The following is a 20683-nucleotide window of genomic DNA, read 5'->3' as shown; positions in this document are numbered from 1 at the left end:
GCCTCAGGCCGCGGGTTTGGACACCCTGCGGATGTCCGTGCAGAAACTGCCCTGCACCGGTGTTCCCTGGGCATCCACCGCCGTGGTGCTGCGCAGGCGCAGGTTGGCCCGCGTGAACCAGATCCGCTCCTGAACCTGCACGCCGTCAGCCCGGCTGAGGTTCAACTCCATGCTGCCGTCAGGCCAGAACCTCCAGTTGCCTGGGGAATCTCCATCGAGGATCAGCTGTCCATCAGCGGCGAAGGTGAGGGTGCTGCTGGTTCCACCAGGGGCCTGCACCTGCAGTTGGCCGAGAGCCCCCTGCTCGCTCACGCAGCGAACGGTGAGTTCACCCCGTTCACTGCTGTGCCACTCGTCATCACCACCGGCAGCCAGCTCAAAGCAACTGCGAAGGCTCATCCACTCCCCGTCGCAGAGGCTCAGAAAAGAGCCAGGGTCTTCCGGGGGAAAGGCTTGTTCACTCATGCGCCCATCCTCTCAGCCGTAGGGCAGGCATTTCTCGTTATTGATCCCCCGTGTAACCCAGCTCCGCCAAGCGGGCCGGTTTGCTGCGCCAATCAGGCACCACCTTGACGAACAGCTCCAGATACACCGGGCCATCAATCAGCACCTGCATCTGCAGCCGCGCCCCCTGGCCGATCGTCTTGAGCATCGCCCCGCCTTTGCCGATCAGGATCCCCTTCTGACTCTTCCGTTCCACCAGAACCGTGGCTAACACGGCCGTGCGACCCGCACCCTTGCCCTTGGCCGGCAACTCCTCAACGCGATCAATGATGACGGCAACGCTGTGGGGCACCTCCTCCCGCGTGTGCAGAAGCACCTGCTCACGAATGAGTTCCCCCAGCAGCACCCGCTCCGGTTGATCACTCACCATCTCGGGCGGATACAGCTGTGGCCCCAAGGGCAACTGCGCCGCCATCGCTGCTGTGAGCTCCGCGCAGCCATCGCCTGACAGGGCGCTGCAGCGGTGCACCGGCCAATTCGTCTCCTGCAGCAGGGCTGCATAGGCCTCTTCCGCTTCAGAGCGGTGCTCCTCCGCCAGCTTGTCCCACTTGTTCAGGGCCACCAGCACCGGCAGGGACTGCTGCTGCAGCAGATTCACGATGAAGGCATCACCGCGCCCCGGGCGCTCGCAGCCCTCCAACAGCAACACCACCAGGTCCACTTCACCGATGGCGCTGCGGGCACTCTTCACCAGCCGTTCCCCCAGCAAGTGGTGGGGTTTGTGGATGCCTGGCGTATCCACCAGAACCATCTGGGCCACCTCCGTGGTGAGGATGGCCCGCAGGCGGTTGCGGGTGGTCTGGGCCACGGGCGATGTGATGGCCACTTTCTCCCCCACCAGCTGATTCACCAGCGTGGATTTGCCCACGTTCGGGCGACCGATCAGTGCGATGAAGCCAGAGCGGTAATCCTCTGGCAGGGGAGTTGCATGCATGTTCTAAGTCTGCGCCGCCATTGGATCGACCCGTTGGATCGGCCCGTTGAATCGACCCATAGCCTTAGGGCAGGAATTGAAAAGGTCCATGGCGGATCAGCAGCCCACCTTCCAGCAGGCCATGGAGATCACAGCGGCCTGGCTGCAGCAGTGGGACAACGAGGAGATCAGCGATGAGGTGCTGGCCGACCGCATCGGTGAAATGGTGGCCAGCCGCGATGGTGCCCGGGGATTTTTCGTGGTGAGCCTGGCGGGCGAGAGCGTGCTGATGGATCGTTTGCCCGATGCCGTCGTGGGGCAACTACGGGGCGCCGGGGCTGGCGTTGTGGATCTGAGCGTCCGCAATCTGGCCATGAGCACCGCCATGGCCGTGCATCACCGGCGCACGGGAGATGAGGCCCAGCAGGCCGGCTCGGAGCGGGTCAGCAGCCGTTGCATTGAACTGCTCAGACTGCTTGAACCAGCGGAGGTGAAAGAGCGCCTGGAGCAACTGCTGGCCGCAGCCCTCGACAACCGCGGTGAAGACGTCTCCTTCCTGGAGAAGTGGGGGTACGACGCCGAGCAGAAACAAGCCATCGGAGACAGCGTCTATGCCGTGGCTGAGGGCTGAGCCACAAAAAAAGCCCCGGACAGGCCGGGGCGAAGGTTGATTCGATTGCGTTGGCATCGTCAGTCGCGACGATCAGCCGCAACGGTCAGTCGCGACGACCGCCACCGTTGAGCACGATGATCAGGCGCAGGATGAAGATGAACAGGTTGATGTAGGTGAGGTACATGCTCAGGGCACCTGCCAGGTATTGGTCATCCCGGTAGGAGCGGGGCATCGTGTAGAAGTCGACGAAGGCTGCGCCCACGAAGAGAACGGTGCCGAATCCGGCGATCATCAGCTCAAAGCTGGTGCCATGGAACATGGCAGGGGCAAAGATGCCACCGATGAACTGGACGACCATCGCCAGGATCAGGCCGATCAATCCAAGACCCACCACTCCGGAGAGCGCCTGGCCAACGGAATCGCTCATGCGACGGCCAACGATCGAGGCAATCACGAAGGTGATTCCGGTGGCCAGTGCGGCGGTGCCGACTGCACCCACACCCGCAACGGCTCCCGCCAAAGCCACGAGACCACTCAGGGTGAAACCGGTGATCAGGCTGTAGACCGACAGCAGCGGCAAGGCTGTGGCGTTGTTGCCCTTCAAGGCGACGTTCTGCGCCACAAAGAACAGCACCAGGTTGCCGATCACAGCCACCCAGAACAGGGGCATGAACAGCGGTGTGGCCATCATCGAGAGACCACCAATCACCCCGATTGAGGTGAGCACCATGCCGCCGCCGACGTAGGGCAGCGCTTTATTGACGACGTTGGGGCCGACGAGGGCGCTCGATTGCGCTTCGCGGATCGCCTCCTGGAAATTGCTGCTTGCTGGCATGTCGACCAGGTCACCAAAGACTCATCACATCCTGCCAGCGGTGACAAGGGATTGGGGTGTGGATCTCCCTATCGACGCTGAACTTTGGGCATTTTGCGTTCGTCCCGGCGGGCATAAGCCTCCACCACCCGCTGCACGAGGGGGTGGCGCACCACATCCGCAGCGGTGAGGCGGCAGACCGCAACCCCTTCAACACCCTCCAACACCTCGGACGCCTCCACCAAACCGCTCTGCACGGTGGACGGAAGATCCACCTGGGTGATGTCTCCGGTCACCACCATTCGCGAACGCTCCCCCAGGCGGGTGAGCACCATGCGCATCTGAGCCGGCGTGGTGTTCTGCGCCTCATCCAGGATCACAAAGGCATCGCTCAGGGTGCGGCCTCGCATGTAAGCCAGGGGAGCGACCTCGATCACGCCCTTCTCCAACAGCACAGTGGTTTTCTCCGCGCCGAGCAGGGAATGCAAAGCGTCGTAGAGCGGACGCAGATAGGGGTCCACCTTCTGCTGCAGGTCGCCCGGCAGGAAGCCAAGGCGCTCCCCGGCTTCAACAGCCGGCCGGGTGAGAATCAAACGCTCCACCTTGCGTTCGGTGAGCATCCGAACCGCGAGAACGGTGGCGAGAAAGGTTTTGCCGGTGCCGGCAGGACCGAGGGCAAAGGTGAGGTCGTGGCGCTCCATGGCGTCCACGTATTTCTTCTGGCGCAGGGTGCGCGGGCGCAGCAGATTGCCCTTCTGGCTCTTCGCCAACACCTGCTCGCCCATGGCGGCATGGTCATCGCCGCGGCCGGTGTTGAGTGCTCCCAGCGCCGACTGGAGGTCCACTGGTGACACCGACTGGCCGTCCTGCCAGATCGGGCGCACCAATTCCACAACCGCAGCAGCCCTCTCAATCTGCGTTGGCCGCCCGGTGATCACCAGTTGAAGACCCCGCAACACCATGGAGGCTCCTGTCAGAGCTTCCAGGCGATGCAGGGTTGTTTCCGCTTCACCGGCGAGGGCCAGTGCAGCATCGGGATCAGGCAGGTCGAGAACGAAACGGCCGCGTTCGCCGTCGTCAGACACCGGAATGATCAGCCCTCGGTGGATTCGGATTCTGCGGAATCAGAGGCTTCAGCTTCTGCAGCCTTCTCCTCAGCAGCTGCAGCCTTAGCCTCGGCAGCCTCCTTGGCGGCTTGCTTGGCATCAGCTTCACGCTTGGCCGCTTGCTTGGCTTTGCCCACGGTCTCTGCAGGACGCACGGTCTTTTCCAGAAGACCGCCGCGCTCGAGCAGCGTGCGAACCACATCGGTGGGTTGGGCACCCTGACCCAAACGCTCACGGATGGCCTCGGTGTCGAGGCGGGTTTCCTTCGTCCGCGGGTTGTAGAAGCCCAGCTCCTGCAGGGGACGACCGTCCCGACGTGAGGTGCTGTTGCAGGCCACGAGGCGGAAGCTCGCTTCCCGCTTCTTGCCAAACCGCTTCAGGCGGAGCTTGATCATCGTGGCCCTGGAATGAAGGAAAAGAGGTGATCCGGCGACGCCCAAAGGCCCGCCAAACAACCACCATACCGTTCCGCCCTCACAGATCCCCGAAGCCCTTCTTCTTCTTGGCGGGTCGCTGCCGCTTCGGTGGTCCACCGCGACCAGGACGACCTCCACCTCCGGGCATGCCACCCATTCCAGGCATTCCTGGCATTCCGCCCATGCCCGGCATGCCAGGCATTCCAGGCATTCCACCCATCCCGGGCATGCCTCCCATGCCAGGCATGTTGCCCTGGCTCATCTGCTGCATGAAGCCGCGCATTTTCTGGAAGTCGGCCAGCACCTTGTCCACATCTGCGGCCTGATGGCCGCTGCCGCTGGCAATCCGGCGACGCCTTGAGGGTTGACTCGCCAGGAGATCGGGATTTTCCCGCTCCTGCTGGGTCATCGAGCCGATCATCGCCTCGATGCGCTTGAGCTGCTGCTCCCCCTGCTTGAGCATGCCGTCATCGATCTTGTTCATGCCCGGGATCATTTTCATCAGACCCCCAAGCGAGCCCATGCGCTTTATCAAGCGCATCTGCTTCACGAAGTCCGAGAAATCAAACGTCGCCTCCTGCAGCTTCTTCTGCATCTTTTCGACGTCGGCGAGTTCGACCTCCTTCTGGGCCTTCTCCACCAGCGTCAGCACATCACCCATGCCGAGGATGCGGCTGGCCATCCGTTCGGGATGGAACGGCTGCAGGGCCTCCACCTTCTCTCCGGTGCCGATGAACTTGATCGGCTGACCGCTCACCTTGCGGATCGAAAGGGCGGCACCACCGCGGGAATCACCATCAAGCTTGGTGAGCACCGCTCCGGTGATACCCACCTGGTCGTGGAAGGCGCGGGTGAGTTCGGCCGCTTCCTGGCCGATCATCGAATCCACCACCAGCAGCACCTCATCGGGCTGCACAGCAGTGCGGATCCGCACCATCTCCTCCATCATCTCGGTGTCGATCTGGAGGCGACCGGCGGTGTCGACCAGGAGCGTGTCGAAGCCTTCTTCTTTCGCCTTGGCCAGACCAGCGGCTGCAATGTCTTCCGGTTTGGCCTCAGCACCGAGGCTGAACACCTCCACATCGATCTGAGCACCGAGCGTTTTCAACTGCTCGATGGCGGCTGGTCGGTAAACGTCGGCGCCCACCATCAGGGCTCGTCGCCCCTGATCCTTGAGGTGGAGGCCCAACTTGGCCGTTGCGGTGGTTTTACCGGCACCCTGAAGGCCGGCCATCAACACGACGGTGGGAGCTTCAGCTGCCTTGGCCAGAGGAGCGTTATCGCCCCCCATGACCTCCACGAGCTGTTCATGGACCACCTGGATGAACTTCTGATCCGGGCTGACCCCGCGCACCACCTCCGCACCAACGGCTTTGTCGCGGACCTCAGCCACGAACTCCTTCACCACCGGCAGGCTCACGTCGGCTTCCAGCAAGGCCCGACGGACGTCCTTTAGGGCTCCATCGACGTTGGTTTCGCTGATGCTGTCTTGGCCACGCAGCCCCTTGACCGCATCCTCAAAACGGGCTGAAAGCTCGTCGAACATCGGCGTTACGCCCCTGGATCAATGGGGTGATCGTAAAAAGCGACGGTCAAGCAACCCGGGCAAGCAACTCAGGAGCCCGAGATGTAGTCGTGCAAACGCCATTGGGTTCCATCTCTGCCGAGCACGTAGGTCACGCTGAAATCAGTCGGTGCCGTCTCATCAATGACGGTTCCATCAGCAGCCTGAAGGCGATCGCTGTAGGCCACCTGGGCCAGCAGTTCAATCCTCTGAGGCTTGCGGTCGACCACCTCAATGCTGGTGATGGAGGCATCAATCGACTTGGATCGCCCTGCAGCCTGATCAGCTTCCCTCTCCTGCTCCACGCGCTTCACCAGGGGCTCCCTGGCCACGACGGAAAGATCTGCCGGCTCACCGGAGAGCATCAACGCCTTGGCATCAAGCCATCCTTGGAGCAAAGCCTGAAGCTCAGCTTGGGTTGGGGCCTCACTGAGCAGTGGTTCTGTGGGCGCTGAAGGCTCAAGGTCGGGCTTCAGGCTCGCGATGGGCTCGTCATCCACCGGCGCGTCATCCACCGTGGATGAAACGGCATCGAGCTCCTGCTTACCTTCAACCTCCTCTTCCTCAGCGGAGAGTGAAGCGATTTCCGGCAGCAGAGGCGCAGGATCCCAGTTGCGTCGAAGCAGGGCGAAACCCGCAATGGTGATCCCGACCAATGCAACAGCGGCAGCAGCTGGGCGAAACCAACTTTGCTGCCAAAAACGTTGCTGCCAGAAAGGCATGGCATCCGTGTCTTCGGAGTCAACGTCCTGATCTGATTCAGCTGCGTCGCTCGAGTCACCAAGGGATGCATCGCCTGCCATCGCCCAGGCCAGGGTGATTTCTTCGGCACCGATCTGGCGCGACGCCTTGCGATCGAGACGATCGACAAAGCCCTGCACGTCACGATCAGCAAACCAGGCATCCAAATCAACACCAGAGGCATCGACGTCGCGATATCCCGGCAAGACATCGCGTTCAAGCCAGGCCCGGCAGTACTCGCATTGCGCAGCCAACCGATCACCAGGATGGTTCAAAAACCAGGCCTGCAGATCCGGATCACGCAAAAGCGCGAAATGCCGATCCGCATCCTTGACGTTGCCCAAAAGCAGATCCAGGCAGCCAAGCAGCGGCATGGGATCGAGGTCGGCATTGGCAAGCGTCTGCAGCCGATCGCGAGCCTGCTCGAGAAATTCAGGCTTTCGCCGCGAGAACCCTGCTGCGGTGAGGGCCAAAACTGTGAGGAAACCGGCATCAGCTGCGCCCCGCTCAAACCAGCGGCTGAACAGATCGATCTGCTCCTGAACTGTGAGGAAGCGGCGGATCTGTTGGAAGAACGATTCGAAATCCTCCTGGTTGAGGCTGCCGGGCTGAACGCCATCAGCATCGGTGGCCTCGAGACCACCACGGGCCACGACCAGCTCATCCAACAGCTTCAACCCCCGTTGATGGGAATCCTGATCACCAAGATCTCGGCTGAGCAGATCCAGAATCCTGAAGGGAGTCAGCCCCTGCAGGGCGTCTTCCAGCTGGCGCTGCTGGTCGGGCAGCTTGCCCATCCGCTGTTGCAGCTCAATGCCGTCGATCAAAAGTTGGGCCGCCGACTCATAGCGCCGTTGGCCCTGTTCCTCCACGGCAGCATCGCTGCAGGCCAAGGCGGCAAGAAGCGTCAGATCCGCTTCACGGCCACTCCCGAGGGCCGGGGCCTGAGGGGGTTGGAGACCCTGGCGTGCCAACTGAAAGGCCTCGAGAGCGCCATTGGCCTCCCAAAGCAGAATCAGGCCCGCCACCTCACTGCTGGTGGGAAGGTCCAAGCCCACCGTGCCGTTGGGATGGGATTCACTGAGGCGCAACAGGGCTGCTTCGTACTCAGCCCTGTCGGCGGGATCGGTCAGCAGATCGGCGGAGCGGCGCAGCAGATCAGCCCGTTGGAGCAGAACCTCGTGGGTGAAGCCCTGATCAGGTGGACTGTCGCAGCGGGCTTCCAAGCGGCGCAGAATCGCCTCTGGCGCTGCCGATGGACTAACGCCCAGAAGTCGGAAATGATCGATGGGCAGATCCAACAGCACCGCTGCGAGGAGACGCGGATCTTAGTCAGTGTCAGGGGTTTTGCCCATCGCTCATCGGTTGGCCCTTAAAGTTGAGTGCAATCCCCTAGGTGGACATGGGTCAGGACCTCGCTGTCGATTCCGCTCCAATTGGCACTGCGACTGCTGGCCCCCATGCCGAACGGCTCTCCAAATTGGTGACGGCACAACGGGCCACCGTGGACCGGGAGACCGGTCTGGAGCTGTACCGGGACATGACCCTGGGCCGGCGCTTCGAGGACAAATGCGCCGAGATGTACTACCGGGGCAAGATGTTTGGCTTCGTGCACCTCTACAACGGTCAGGAAGCGGTGAGCACCGGTGTGATCGGTGCGATGAAGCGTCAGCACGACTGGTTCTGCAGCACCTACCGCGACCACGTGCATGCCTTGAGTGCCGGCGTGCCGGCCCGCGAAGTGATGAGCGAACTCTTCGGCAAGGAGACCGGTTGCAGCAAGGGTCGTGGCGGCTCAATGCACCTGTTCTCCAAGGAGCATCACCTTCTGGGCGGGTTTGCCTTCATCGCTGAGGGCATTCCCGTGGCACTTGGATCTGCCTTCACCAGCCGCTACAAGCGCGACGCCCTCGGTGATGCCTCCAGCAACGCCGTGACAGCAGCGTTCTTCGGCGATGGAACCTGCAACAACGGTCAGTTCTTCGAGTGCATGAACATGGCGCAGCTGTGGAAGCTGCCGATCATTTTCGTGGTCGAAAACAACAAGTGGGCCATTGGCATGGCCCACGACCGGGCCACCAGTGACCCGGAGATCTGGCGCAAGGCCAGCTCCTTCGGCATGGCCGGAGAAGAAGTGGATGGCATGGACGTTCTGGCGGTGCGGGCAGCGGCCCAACGCGCGGTGGAACGGGCCAGGGCGGGTGAAGGTCCGACCTTGCTGGAGTGCCTCACCTATCGCTTCCGTGGCCACTCCCTGGCCGACCCGGACGAACTGCGGGCGGAGGAAGAAAAGCAGTTCTGGGCCAAGCGTGATCCCCTCAAAGCCCTCGAGCGGGACCTGACCCAAGCGGGTCTGGTGAACAGCGAAGAGCTGCGCGCCATCGAAAAGGACATCGACGGCATCGTTCAGGACTGCGTTGACTTCGCCCTCTCGGCACCCGAGCCAGATCCCGCAGAACTCACGCGTTACATCTGGGCGGAAGACTGATTCAACCGAACGGGATCCGTTGAAACCAACGACTCCCGAGGCAGCTCAAATGCCGCTCGGGAGACGGCGGGTGAGGTTGCGCAGCTTGCGCAGCGCCTTGAGCTCAACCTGGCGCACCCGCTCGCGGGACACCTCCATCAGGCGTCCGATTTCAGCCAGGGTGTGACGCTCGTTGCCCTCAAGCCCGAAGCGCATGCGCAGCACGTGCTGCTCCTGTTCGCTGAGGTGACTCAACCAGCGGCCCAGCTGCTCGTGATGAATCCGCTGTTCCACGATCTCGAGCGGTTCATCGAGGGATGAATCAGCGATCAGATCCCCAAGGAAGCTGCGCCCCTCCTCACCGTTGACGGGAGCATCCAGGCTGCTGGTGGTGAGCGCCTGACGCAGCAGCGAATCCAGCTCATCCAAGGGGATGTCCATGGCTTCGGCAATCTCCACACGGCTGGGCATGGCGCCGAGCTTGTGGGCGAGATCAAGACTCACCTTGCGGATCGTGGTGAGCCGCTCACTGAGATGAACAGGGAGCCGGATCGTGCGCGACTGACAGGCAATGGCGCGGGTCATGCTCTGGCGGATCCACCAGAAGGCATAGGTGGAGAACTTGTACCCCCGGGTGGGATCGAACTTCTCGACAGCACGTTCCAGGCCGAGGGAGCCCTCCTGAATCAGGTCGAGCAATTCCAGACCTTTGCCTTGATATTTCTTGGCAACGCTGACCACAAGACGAAGGTTCGCCTTCATCATCCGCTCTTTGGCACGGCGACCGATCCTCAGAAGACGGCGCTGTGCCGTGGTGAGTTCTCCACCCTCGAACTCACGGGAACCGTCTTCGGTGAGGGCCATCATGGCCTGTACCTGATTGCCCAGCTCGATTTCTTCAGCTGGGGTGAGGAGTGGAATTCTGCCGATGGTGGCGAGATACCAACTGACGGGGTCGCTGCTGCGCCGGCGTTGCGTCTCCAGCGGCTTGGAAGCTGTGGACACCTTGGGTGCTGCGGAAGTGAGTTGACTTTCCTACGAACAGAAAGAATGTCGAAGTGTTTTCAGCAACCCTTCAGATTCAGAACAGCAAACCGCAACATTTCAGATTTACGAAAGATTTAAAAACCAAGAAAAGCTCTTTTGGGACCTGCCAGCCGAGGCAATCAAAACGAATCATTTGTTCAGACTTCGTTGAACATCGTTGTTTGCTTTTTCTGACACCGCGCTGTATTGATTTTCAAACAATCCGCAATCGCAGAAGCATCACTGGAGCGAGCACGAACGGCCGCCAAACCGTGCAAAGCCGCAGCGGCAGTGAAGCTTTCCAGCCCAGGCTGCTGCTGTGCTGCAACCGCCTGGGCACCCCAACCGGTGGCAAAACCGGCCAGCACGTCACCCAGGCCGGTGCGGGCCACCCGTGGGGTCGTGCCGGTCAGCACCACGGCTGCACCCGATGGATCCGCCAGCACCGAATGCGCCCCCTTCAGCAAAATGCAGCAACCGCTGCAGCGGGCTGCGGAGATCGCCCTTTCCAGCGCGTCACCTGCTCCACAGTCTGGAAACAACCGCGCAAACTCGGCCGCATGGGGCGTGAGCCAGGTGGGCCCCCGCCGCTTCAACAACCAACGCCACCCCTCCGGACTGGCCGCCAGACCGTTGATGCCATCGGCATCTAGCACCAGCAAACCAGCGACGCTGAGCATCTGCTCCGACCACTGGCTCCACCAATGGCTGGACTCCCCCAGACCGGGACCGACCAAAACCGCATCCAGCCGCTCTGGAATCACCGCGTCCTCCAGTTGCATCACCTCCGGCAACACCTGCCACAAGCCGGATTGCAGACGGGGCGGCACAAAGGCCTGAACACATCCGCAGCCACTGGCCATGGCCCCCCGCAGCGCCAGATGTGCTGCGCCGGGATAACGATCACTGCCCGCCACCACCAGGCAGCGGCCGCGTTCGTACTTCATCGCCGTGGGCGGCAGCGGCGGTAACGGGGCCGAGCAGGCCTCTGTCACCGGCAGGCGGCGCGGCAAGACCGCAGCGGCGTTGCTCATCACCGAAGGCGGCAAGCCCAGATCGATCCGCACCAGCGCACCCACCCAGGGACGGGCCGGGTCCAGACACAACCCGCGCTTGATCCAGCCAACGCTGAGGGTGACCGAGGCACAGGCTGCCTGCTCGCCCAGCACGGTTCCTTGGTCGGAACAAAGGCCTGACGGCAGATCCAGACTGATCAACGACCCAGGCTGCAGCTGCTGCCGACGCCGGAACAAATCCGCCAAGAACTCAGGCAGCGGCCGACTCTGGCCGAGACCGAACACCGCATCAAGCCAAAGTGCGGCTCCGCCGGGTTCGGGCTCGTCAGCCAGGCGCTGCAGACCAAGCCACTCGCCATGGCGCAGATGTTCAGCGGTGAGGGGCTTGCGAATCGGCAGGGGACACCACAAGGACACCTCAACGCCAGCAAGGTGCAACTCCCGAGCCACCACCAAACCATCGCCACCGTTGTGACCGGGCCCCACCAGGACAACCACGCCATGGCGCAGCAGATCCCGGCGCGCCAGCAGCCAAGCCGCCATGGCCAGCCCCACCTTCTCCATCAAGGCCGCAACAGGCATGCCGCTGTCGAACACCCTCTGTTCGCAGGCGGCCATGGACGCGGCATCCAGAAGCAGATGATCAGAATCAGCGGGAGGCCACACCAGTTGCGGTTGCCGGGACCTCACTATGGAGAGAACTCCCTGCGCCGCCCATGGCCGTTGGATCCACCACAACCCGCGCTGGAGAGGCTGCTCTTGAGCGCCTGCGGCAATGGCCCGGGGAGCACCGCGTGGCCGTTGGTCTCTCTGGAGGCGTCGACAGTTCCCTGACGGCGGCACTGCTGGTGGAAGCGGGCTGGCAGGTGGAAGGCCTGACCCTCTGGCTGATGAGCGGGAAAGGGGCCTGTTGCGCCGAGGGGCTTGTGGATGCAGCCGGCATCTGTGAGCAGCTCGGCATTCCCCATCACGTGGTGGACACACGGGAGACGTTCCAGCAGGAGATCGTGCAACGGCTGGTGGATGGTTATCGCGATGGGATCACGCCATTGCCCTGCTCCCAGTGCAATCGATCGGTGAAATTCGGACCGATGCTTGATTGGGCCCTGCAGGAACGCAAGCTGCCCCGCATCGCCACCGGCCACTACGCCCGGATCCGCCATGGCGGCGATCAAGGGCGCCATCAGCTGTTGCGGGGCCTCGATACCCGCAAGGACCAGAGCTATTTCCTCTACGACCTGCCCCAGGAGGTTCTGGGGCGCATCGTTTTTCCCTTGGGGGAACTGACCAAACCCGACACAAGGCTCGAAGCCGCCCGCCACGGTCTGCGCACCGCAGAAAAACCGGAAAGCCAGGATCTTTGCCTGGCCGACCACCACGGATCGATGCGGGCGTTCCTGGATGCCTATCTGCCCCCGCGGCAGGGGGAAATCGTGCTTTCGGACGGGACTGTTGTGGGCGAGCACGACGGCATCGAACACTTCACCATCGGCCAACGCAAAGGGCTCGGTGTGGCCTGGCGCGAACCGCTTCACGTCATCCGACTTGACGCTGCGATGAATCGAGTGGTCGTCGCACCCCGGGCCGAAGCCGGCCGAGACAGCTGCGTGGTGGGTGCGGTGAACTGGGTGTCGATTGACCCGATCGAGGCGCCACGAACCGTTGATGTGCAGGTGCGCTACCGCAGCACACCGGTGTGTGCGGAGCTTTCACCCCTTCCGGCCACCGAAGCAGATCAGCAACGGGAGCGGCCCCACCGCTGTCGTCTCCGCTTTGAAGAGGAGAAGTTCTCGATCACACCAGGCCAGGCGGCGGTTTTCTACGACGGCGACACAGTCCTGGGTGGGGGGCTGATCCAACGGGAATAGGGCGTGACGCGCTGGCGCACCTGAACGAGGGCCTCAGCGACGCCTGGAGCCTCAGGCGCAAGCAACCACTGCACCGACCCGTTGGCCGAAATCAGCGCCGTGGGGCCCGTGTTGCCAACGCTGAGCAGATCCCGTCCTGTCTCGATCGCCCGCAACTGCGCAAGGGCCAGAAACTGCTTTTGCAGCTGCATCGGGTAGGGGTCGAGATTGGCGATGGCCAGGAGCCAGGTCGCTCCATCGGCAGCAGCGCGTGCCAGGGCCAGACCATCGGCGATCTCGTAGCAGATCGCAACTGCCGCAGGGGGTTCAACCACTTCCATCATTCTCGGGGCCGGACCGGGGGTCAACCCACCCACCGCAGACAGTCCTGCCGTCAGCCCGGCGGGAAGGGGCGGGATCCATTCCCCGATCGGCACCAGACGGTGCTTGTCAGCCAGAGGAACGGGAAACCAGTCAGGCGGCTCGTACAGCAACAGAGAACTGCGTTGCTGACCCCGCACCCAACGAAATCCGCCACTGATCAGAGGAATGGCTGGAGCCTCGACCGGCAGCTGAAAACGCGCCGGCAGCGCTCCTTCCGGAGCCACCACAGCAGCCGGATTGGTGGGCTCCAGCTGACGCATCGCCTCCACCAGAGCTTGGGGAAGCGCCTGTTGACGCTCCAGATCGAACTTTTCTCGCGTGGGAACAGCGGGTTGCCAGGCCCCCAGAGCAACGGAACCGACCGGCGGCGGCGGCGCCAACAACAGCAAGCTGCCCAAGCCATGGGCCAGCAGCACACTGGCCAATCCGAGCAGGCCCCAGCGACGCCAGGCTGCGGGTTGCTCGAACAGCGCCAGCAGGCAGCAGCCCCAGCACAACTGCAGCCAGGTCAGCCCTCCGGAACCGAACCAGCGGGCCAATCCCGCCAGGGGGCGGTCCCAGGGAAGGGTGGTGCCGCCGACGCCGATCCAGAACAACGGCGACCCTGATAACACCAGTTCAGCCAGGCCCCAGAGCCCGGCCAGCAGCATCAGCCGCACTGGACGCGGCCAACGGCGAGGCAGACGCCGCGCCAGCACAGACCATCCGGCCAGGAGCAGAGCGGCAAGGCTCCCGCAGGCCAACCAGAGGGCCAGTGCCACAGGCAGGCTGAGCCAGGCGGGAACGCCCATCCAGGTGAGTGGATGCAGGGCCAGCAACCAGCGGTGGCTGATCAAAACGGCCAGCAGTCCCCAGACCGCTGACCAGCGGGGACGCTCAACCACGGACCAGAGCAGCGCCAGGGCGGGGACCATCAGCAGGGGGCCGCCGAGGGATGGAGCCACACCAGCCAGGACGCCGCCCAACAGGCCCCGCGATCCAGCCTGCAGTTGGTGATTGCCCATGGTCAGCAGTCCCGGCCAAAGGCATCCTGGATCGGACCCGCCCACCTGTCGCCATGGATGCCGCGAATCCTCTTCAGCAATTGCTGCTCCGCGGCCTGGGCACAACCACCCTCGTTGCTGAGCGTCTGCGCGGCGTCACCCAGAACTGGGTGAGCAGTGGCCGGCTGGATCCGAACGAAGCGTCCGCATTGGTGGACGACGTGCTCAAGGCCCTGCGCGGGGAAACCCCCGAACTGGAACAGCAGATGGGGCGCAACCTGGAACGCAATCGCGACAACCTTCTCCAAGACTTCGGCGTTCCAAGCCAGAAGGAAGTGGATGAGCTGCGCGGCCGCATTGATCGCCTCGAGCAACAGCTGCGGCAGATGAACCGGCCTGAATGAACGCCGGCTCCGCGGACCGGAAGTCAGAATCAGCGCAACAGAAGCCCTTCCGTGCGCGACATCATCATCAGCACAACGGTCTGTGTGGCCTGCCTGCTCCTTGCCCTGGTCAGCCAGATCGTGGCCCCCTCCACCGTTTCCGCAGCCCCGGCGCAGCCTGCTGGCGTTCGCAGCGAGGCTTCGAAACCCCAGAAGGCGTTGAGCTTCGAACTCGACCCTGACGACCCCAACCCGACTCTTTTCGCCATGGCCAACGATTCCGCTCCAGCCGACGCCTCAGCCCTCGGCGGCCCCCTCGATGCTCCTGACACCACCATCACCGCCAGTGGTCTGAAAATCATCGAGCTGGAGGTGGGCAGCGGCGACGAGGCCACCCCCGGCCAAACGGTGGTGGTGCACTACCGCGGCACCCTGGAAGATGGACTGCAGTTCGATGCCAGCTACGACCGGGACACCCCTTTCAGCTTCCCCCTCGGGGCTGGCCGAGTGATCAAGGGTTGGGATGAAGGCGTCGCCGGCATGAATGTGGGCGGAAAGCGCAAGCTGGTGATCCCTTCCGACCTCGCCTACGGAAGCCGTGGAGCCGGTGGTGTGATTCCCCCCAACGCAACCTTGATCTTCGAGGTGGAACTGCTCGACGTGAAGAAGTAAGCGGAAGCTAGGCTCATCTCAAGCCAATTCCGCTCTGAACCGATGCTGCGCTCGGCCCTTTCTGCCCTTGCATGTGCCCTCCCTGCCCCTGTGGCAGAAGCCCACTGCGACGGTCCTTGTGGCGTGTACGACCCGGCTTCCGCTCGCGTGGCAGCCGAAGCCGTGCTGTCGATGACCAAGAAGCTGAAGGCGATGGAAGCTCCCGCAGCTGGTGACGCCGCTGCCCTGGCCGCTTACAACAACACCTTCGGCCGCTACGTGGCCATCAAGGAAGAGGAAGCACAGAAGACCAAGAAAGAACTTTTGATCCTCTGGACCGACTACTTCAAGCCCGATCACCTGGCCACCTTTCCCGACCTGCACGACACCTTCTGGAAAGCAGCCAAGCTCTGCAGCTCCTGCAAGGTGAACATCGATCAGGCCAAGGCCGAGGAACTGATGGCCGCCGTTGAAAAAATCCACGGCATGTTCTGGCAGTCCAAGGGCCGTTCCGACGCCTGGGTCACCGCATCCTGAGTTCAAACAGAACCAATCCCTCTATCGCAGCAGCTGGTCTTCGCGACCTGTTGCTGCTTTTTTGTGGGCGACGTCTGCTGCTGCGCATCGAAGGACGATCGATGCAACCCAGCCTTGAACCGGGAGACCGGGTTCTAGTCAGACGACTGGGACAGACGGCCGCACCCAGCCTGGGATCCGTGGTCGTGACCTGGCATCCCCAGCGAAGCGGGCTGCGCCTGATCAAGCGCCTCAGCCGAGTGGACAGCACAGGGCTTTGGTTGTTGGGAGACAACCCCGCTGAAAGCACCGACAGCCGCCAACTCGGAGCGGTGCCAGCCAACCTGTTGATTGGTGAGGTGGTGGGCCGGCTCCCGCTCGGGGAATCAGAACAGAGCCGGTGAAGTCTTCTGCAGCCAGATGGCCCCGGTGATGATTGAGAGAGCACCCGTACCGCCCACGAGGAAGGGCATCAGCCGAGCACCGCTGCGGAGGGTGAGAAACGAGACAACCGACACAACGGCCACCATGGCGCCGATGGATCCAAGCAAGTAAGCCACGAGGTAGCCCACAGCGGCATAGGGCGGCAGGGCCAAAGCAGGGATCACGGCCAGCAGGTGACTGGCCCCCGCCAGTCCATGCAGCAAGCCCAGGCCCGAGGAGGCATGGACGTGGCGACGGTGGTTGCTGGCGCCGCGCACATGCAGATGAAGATGACGATGCTCGGCGGCACCATCGTGGCGGTGCTCATGGGTGTGCAGTTCCAGCCCGAACGCCGTGCGCACGGCCAGGGCACCCACCACAAGCAGGGCCACGCCCACGAGGAATTCTGCCCAAGACGACATGGCCTCCACATGGGCCAGGTCTTTCAGACCGATGGCGATCAACGCCAGAACCACAACTCCTGTGGAATGACCAACGCCCCAAGCCAGGGCATGACGAAAGGCGGCCCATGGCTTGCTCAGGGAGAAGGGCGCCATTGCCACCAGGTGATCAGCACCACCCACCACATGAACGGCCCCGGCTGCAACACCGGTCAAAACGCTAATCAGCACAAAGAACCGCCTGAATGTTGCAATTGTGCATCAGCAGTGGAAGAGGAACGGCCTTAACCGGGCTGGATCAACTGCAACAGACCAGCTTCAACATCCGGCTGCCGCATCAGGGCTTCCCCCACCAGCACAGCCCCGGCACCGGCGGCCTGCACACGGTCGAGATCGGCCCGACTGAACAGACCCGATTCACTCACCAGCAGCACCCCCTGTTGCTTCAACCGGTCGTTGAAGTCGACCAGCAGCCGTTCGGTCGTGGCCAGATCCGTCTCGAAGCTGGTGAGATCACGGTTGTTGATTCCAATCAGGGGGAAGCCACCAATGCTCAGCACACGGTCCATTTCGGTGGCGTCGTGAACCTCCACCAACACGGTGAGGCCCAGAGCCGCCGCAGCCTTGTTGAGATAACGAAGATCCTGATCCGAAAGGATGGAAGCAATCAGAAGCACCGCGTCAGCCCCGGCCGCCCTGGCCTGGAACAGCTGATAGGGGCTCAGCACAAACTCCTTGCAGAGCAGAGGTAGGTCTACGGCCTGACGCACCTGCACCAGGACATCAAAGCCACCCTGGAAGAAGGTTTTGTCGGTGAGCACTGAGAGGCAGCTTGCACCGCCAGCGGCGTAGGCCTTGGCGATCGCCACCGGGTCGAAATTCTCACGGATCACCCCTTTGCTGGGGCTCGCTTTTTTCACCTCAGCGATCACCGCAGGTTTCGTGGCGGCCGCCTGAAGCGCCCCCAGGAAATCCTTGGTGGGGGGAAGCTTGGCAATCTGCTGCTTCAGGTTGTCGAGGGGAACCTTGTCGCGGGCGGCATCGATCTCACGATCTTTTTCCCAGATAATCTTCTCGAGGATGTGACGCGGTTCCTCGTCGTCGTGGGGCACCGCATATTCGAGATGGGCCACCCGCACCTTGGGGTTGGGGGGACGACGGCGGATCTCCATGGAAGAGGGAAAAGACTGGAACGAAAAATTGGGACGGGATCAGGCGGCCAGCTGGGCGGCAGCTTGCTTGTAAGCGACCTCCACCACCTCGCTGAGGGTCGGGTGGGTGTGCACTTCGGTGGCGAGCTGACGCACGCTCTGGCGCCGGGCAACGGCATTGGCCACCTCCTGGATCAGGTCGGCGGCGTGAAGTCCATAGATGTGGGCGCCAAGCACTTCACCACTGGTTTTGTTGAACAGCAGCTTCATCAGGCCATCGCTGTCCAGCTCAGCCAGAGCTTTGGAATTGGCCTTGAAGTAGCTGCGAACGGAACCAAGCTGGAAGCCATCCTTCTCCGCCAAAGCTTTGGCATCCGCCTCAGTCAGGCCAACAGAGCTGATCTCGGGATGGGTGAAGGTGGCTGCCGGAATGCTGCGGTAATCGATCTCGCGCGCATGGCCAAGGATGTTGTCCACCGCACAGGTGCCTTGGGCAGCAGCCGTGTGGGCCAGCATCAGCTTGCCGGTCACGTCGCCGACGGCCCAGAGATGGGGAACAGGTTGGCCGTTCACCAGAACACGCATGGCGTCGTCGATCGGAACAAAGCCACGGTTCGTCTCCACATTGAGCGACTCCAGATTGAGGCCCTTGCTGCTGGGAACACGCCCTGTGGCCACCAGAACGGCATCCACCTCAAGGGTCTCCACCAGTTCACGGCTGTTGAAATCAGCCAGTTCGATCTGCACGGGACAGCCCGGGGTGACCTTGCGGGCCAGCAGACCGGAACGCGCATCGATATCGCGACCATCAATCAGATGACGCCCAGCGATCTTGGCGATGTCGGGATCAAAGGTAGGCATCACCTTGTCCATGGCCTCGATCATCGTCACCTCGCAACCGAGGGCGGTGTACACATCAGCGAATTCAAGGCCGATGTAACCGCTGCCGATGATGGCGATCCAACGGGGCAGCCATTCCAGGTTGATGGCTTCGTCGCTGGTGAACACCGTGCGGCCATCGGTTTCGATGCCTGGCGGCACAAAGGGATCAGACCCCGTGGCGATGATCACGTCCTTGGCGGTCAGCACCCTGTCCACCCCGCTGGGCTCCCGCAGCCCCACCTTCTGGCTGCCCTCCAGACGGCCGTGGCCTCGGAGGATCGTCACCCCTGCCCGCTCAAGGGTTTTGGTGAGGTTGGTGCGAATGGTCTGAACCAGCTGATTGGCGTGATCAGCGATCTTCTGCCGCTCGAACCGCACAGGCGCAGCATGAATTCCAAAGCTCGCGAGGTGCTTGTCGTCTGCCAGTTCCCGCACTTTTCCACTGGCAGCCAGCAGCGCCTTGGAGGGAACACAGCCCCTGTTCACACAGGTGCCACCCATATCTCGGGATTCAACGATCGCCGTCTTCAGGCCGTGTTCGGCGGCATGTTTGGCAGCGTCGAAGCCGCCGTAGCCGGCTCCAATAACAATGACGTCGAAGTCGAAGCTGGCGTCGCTCACCCGAACTGCTGCGATGTGGCGGTCATTGTCGCTCTTCGCCGCTCCAGAAGGAGAGGAACAGCGGCAGACGCCACATTCAGGGATTCCACCCGTGCGCTGTGGGGGAGCGTGACGGCATGGGTGCAGCAGGCTTGCAGGTCCGGATGCAGACCTGCACCCTCGGTTCCCAGCACCAGCGCCGTCGGCAGCGTCCAGTCGAGATCCCAGTAGGGAACAGGGGGGTCAGCCTTGGTCGCATCGGGCACAAGGGTGGCCACCACCTGCACACCCAAGGCCACCAGCTGCTTCAGTTCCTGCTGAAGCTGTGAAATCGCCATCGCTTCGCTCGGGCCAAAGCGTTGATGCGGCAGCTGAAGCAGAGCACCGGCAGAGGCCCGCAACACCTTCGTGCCGAGGGGATCAACACCAGCTCCCATCCAGACCGCATTGACGTCAGCCGCGAGGGCTGTGCGCAGCAATGTGCCCAGATTTCCAGGATCCTGAATCCGATCCAGGACAAGGAGAAAATCCAGCTCTGGAGGGACAGTGGGCAGTCGATCCAGGGGGCTCAGGCAGGCAACACCATCGGGTGTGACTGTTGTGAGCGCAGCCCGCAACACCTCATCGGTGACGATCCGCCATCGCGCCTGAGAACACCGTGCAGCCAGAGCCGAATGACCTTGCAACCAGGCTTCGGTCGCGATGATTTCCTCGGGCGCGTTGCCCTGCCTGAGAACTTCCTGCAACAGGTGGGTGCCCTCAAAAAGCAACAGCCCCTCGGCCTCTCGCCCCGCACGGGTGGCCAGGGTTCGCAGCCGTTTGACCAGGGGATTGCGTCGGCTGCTGATCAGGGGAGAGGAGGAATCCAGAGAACGACTCAGAACGCTGCGTGTTTGCGCACGTTCAGGCCTTTGTGAACGCTCAGATTTTCGCCATCCAACTCAAGGCCGTTGATGGCTGCGATCTCCCCCTTGATTCCCTCCGCCGCAAGGTTTTCGATCATCTTTTTGATCACTTGATCCTCAACGGTGGTGTGATCGATGGAATCAGGAGTGAGCAGCTCAAGGAACTTGCCAACCTTGGAAGCAACAACTTCCGAAGCGTTGGAGATCTTGAGAACGATCATGGTTGTCGAGAGCTGCTACCCGACAAAGTTAGTGCGGATGGGGAGACTTGAACTCCCACGATGTTGCCACCACTAGTACCTGAAACTAGCGCGTCTACCAATTCCGCCACATCCGCTGGCGTGTCGTGTTCGACCGGATGAACATAGGGCATCGCC

General features: G+C 62.5%; 22 protein-coding genes and 1 tRNA gene. 7 read left to right on the top strand and 16 right to left on the bottom strand.

Annotation, left to right across the window (positions count from 1 at the left end; all coding sequences use genetic code 11):
* Positions 1-3 precede the first annotated feature (3 nt).
* Positions 4-465, bottom strand: a complete 462-nt coding sequence (locus DXY33_RS11575; protein ID WP_115081985.1) for a phycobiliprotein lyase — start codon at positions 463-465, stop codon at positions 4-6.
* Between the two features lie 37 nt (positions 466-502).
* Entirely contained in the window at positions 503-1438 is a 936-nt protein-coding gene (gene era / locus DXY33_RS11570) for a GTPase Era (protein ID WP_115133004.1), read from the bottom strand.
* An 88-nt stretch (positions 1439-1526) separates the two neighbouring features.
* Here era and DXY33_RS11565 point away from each other — a divergent pair, with 88 nt between their 5' ends.
* Positions 1527-2048, top strand: coding sequence for a hypothetical protein (locus tag DXY33_RS11565; RefSeq protein WP_115133003.1), 522 nt, complete (start codon positions 1527-1529; stop codon positions 2046-2048).
* 85 nt (positions 2049-2133) lie between these two features.
* Here DXY33_RS11565 and DXY33_RS11560 read toward each other — a convergent pair whose 3' ends face one another.
* The 5 genes from DXY33_RS11560 to DXY33_RS11540 all read right to left on the bottom strand — a co-directional run bounded on the left by DXY33_RS11560 (position 2134) and on the right by DXY33_RS11540 (position 7972).
* Positions 2134-2865 carry a Bax inhibitor-1 family protein gene (locus DXY33_RS11560; protein ID WP_114988417.1) on the bottom strand — a complete coding sequence of 244 codons (732 nt, stop codon included), beginning with the start codon at positions 2863-2865 and terminating at the stop codon, positions 2134-2136.
* A gap of 68 nt (positions 2866-2933) precedes the next feature.
* The gene (locus DXY33_RS11555) at positions 2934-3929 is read right to left on the bottom strand and encodes a PhoH family protein (RefSeq protein WP_115133002.1); all 996 of its coding nucleotides are present in this window, start codon (positions 3927-3929) and stop codon (positions 2934-2936) included.
* 8 nt (positions 3930-3937) lie between these two features.
* Complete coding sequence (gene rpsP / locus DXY33_RS11550) at positions 3938-4345, bottom strand: 30S ribosomal protein S16 (RefSeq protein ID WP_115133001.1); 408 nt, start codon at positions 4343-4345, stop codon at positions 3938-3940.
* Positions 4346-4424: 79 nt separating this feature from the next.
* Positions 4425-5912: a signal recognition particle protein gene (gene ffh, locus DXY33_RS11545; protein ID WP_115133000.1), complete on the bottom strand. Its 1488-nt coding sequence runs from the start codon at positions 5910-5912 to the stop codon at positions 4425-4427.
* Between the two features lie 68 nt (positions 5913-5980).
* Positions 5981-7972, bottom strand: a complete 1992-nt coding sequence (locus DXY33_RS11540) for an ARC6/PARC6 family protein (RefSeq protein ID WP_115133051.1) — start codon at positions 7970-7972, stop codon at positions 5981-5983.
* Between the two features lie 101 nt (positions 7973-8073).
* Between DXY33_RS11540 and pdhA the strand changes: the two genes are divergently transcribed.
* Entirely contained in the window at positions 8074-9159 is a 1086-nt protein-coding gene (pdhA, locus tag DXY33_RS11535) for a pyruvate dehydrogenase (acetyl-transferring) E1 component subunit alpha (protein WP_115132999.1), read from the top strand.
* Positions 9160-9204: 45 nt separating this feature from the next.
* Here pdhA and DXY33_RS11530 read toward each other — a convergent pair whose 3' ends face one another.
* Together DXY33_RS11530 and DXY33_RS11525 are read right to left on the bottom strand one after the other, a co-directional pair.
* Entirely contained in the window at positions 9205-10143 is a 939-nt protein-coding gene (locus tag DXY33_RS11530; protein ID WP_115132998.1) for an RpoD/SigA family RNA polymerase sigma factor, read from the bottom strand.
* Between the two features lie 179 nt (positions 10144-10322).
* Positions 10323-11846, bottom strand: coding sequence for an NAD(P)H-hydrate dehydratase (locus DXY33_RS11525; protein WP_115132997.1), 1524 nt, complete (start codon positions 11844-11846; stop codon positions 10323-10325).
* A gap of 50 nt (positions 11847-11896) precedes the next feature.
* Between DXY33_RS11525 and mnmA the strand changes: the two genes are divergently transcribed.
* Entirely contained in the window at positions 11897-13048 is a 1152-nt protein-coding gene (mnmA, locus tag DXY33_RS11520) for a tRNA 2-thiouridine(34) synthase MnmA (protein WP_115132996.1), read from the top strand.
* On the opposite strand, the gene lnt is transcribed toward mnmA, so the two are convergent.
* Positions 13000-14415: an apolipoprotein N-acyltransferase gene (gene lnt, locus DXY33_RS11515; RefSeq protein WP_115133050.1), complete on the bottom strand. Its 1416-nt coding sequence runs from the start codon at positions 14413-14415 to the stop codon at positions 13000-13002. The genes mnmA and lnt overlap by 49 nt on opposite strands.
* Before the next feature lie 53 nt (positions 14416-14468).
* On the opposite strand from lnt, the gene DXY33_RS11510 reads away from it, so the two are divergent.
* From DXY33_RS11510 to sodX, 4 genes are read left to right on the top strand one after another with little or no spacing between them, the layout of a single operon-like run.
* Positions 14469-14798, top strand: coding sequence for a phasin family protein (locus DXY33_RS11510; protein ID WP_006850663.1), 330 nt, complete (start codon positions 14469-14471; stop codon positions 14796-14798).
* A gap of 51 nt (positions 14799-14849) precedes the next feature.
* Positions 14850-15449: an FKBP-type peptidyl-prolyl cis-trans isomerase gene (locus DXY33_RS11505; protein ID WP_115132995.1), complete on the top strand. Its 600-nt coding sequence runs from the start codon at positions 14850-14852 to the stop codon at positions 15447-15449.
* A 42-nt stretch (positions 15450-15491) separates the two neighbouring features.
* Positions 15492-15965, top strand: a complete 474-nt coding sequence (gene sodN, locus DXY33_RS11500) for a superoxide dismutase, Ni (protein ID WP_115132994.1) — start codon at positions 15492-15494, stop codon at positions 15963-15965.
* Between the two features lie 50 nt (positions 15966-16015).
* The gene (sodX, locus tag DXY33_RS11495; protein ID WP_115132993.1) at positions 16016-16348 is read left to right on the top strand and encodes a nickel-type superoxide dismutase maturation protease; all 333 of its coding nucleotides are present in this window, start codon (positions 16016-16018) and stop codon (positions 16346-16348) included.
* Here the strand turns inward: sodX and DXY33_RS11490 are convergent.
* From DXY33_RS11490 to DXY33_RS11465, 6 genes are all read right to left on the bottom strand, one after another.
* On the bottom strand, positions 16331-16999 hold the full coding sequence (locus DXY33_RS11490) for a hydantoin utilization protein A (RefSeq protein ID WP_115132992.1): 669 nt from the start codon (positions 16997-16999) through the stop codon (positions 16331-16333). The genes sodX and DXY33_RS11490 overlap by 18 nt on opposite strands.
* Before the next feature lie 53 nt (positions 17000-17052).
* A complete protein-coding gene (gene trpC, locus DXY33_RS11485; RefSeq protein WP_115132991.1) occupies positions 17053-17940 on the bottom strand; it encodes an indole-3-glycerol phosphate synthase TrpC in 888 nt (295 codons plus the stop codon).
* Between the two features lie 39 nt (positions 17941-17979).
* Positions 17980-19422, bottom strand: coding sequence for a dihydrolipoyl dehydrogenase (gene lpdA / locus DXY33_RS11480; protein WP_115132990.1), 1443 nt, complete (start codon positions 19420-19422; stop codon positions 17980-17982).
* Positions 19419-20252: an RNA methyltransferase gene (locus tag DXY33_RS11475; RefSeq protein WP_115132989.1), complete on the bottom strand. Its 834-nt coding sequence runs from the start codon at positions 20250-20252 to the stop codon at positions 19419-19421. Before DXY33_RS11475 ends, lpdA begins: the two co-directional genes overlap by 4 nt.
* Before the next feature lie 26 nt (positions 20253-20278).
* Positions 20279-20527 carry a hypothetical protein gene (locus tag DXY33_RS11470; RefSeq protein ID WP_114988434.1) on the bottom strand — a complete coding sequence of 83 codons (249 nt, stop codon included), beginning with the start codon at positions 20525-20527 and terminating at the stop codon, positions 20279-20281.
* Between the two features lie 32 nt (positions 20528-20559).
* Positions 20560-20643: transfer RNA gene (locus DXY33_RS11465), tRNA-Leu, on the bottom strand.
* Between the last annotated feature and the right edge of the window lie 40 nt (positions 20644-20683).

The sequence above is a fragment of the Synechococcus sp. N26 genome, from assembly GCF_900473975.1.
Taxonomy (GTDB): Bacteria; Cyanobacteriota; Cyanobacteriia; order PCC-6307; family Cyanobiaceae; genus Parasynechococcus.
This window is presented reverse-complemented; position numbering and strand designations above follow the sequence as displayed.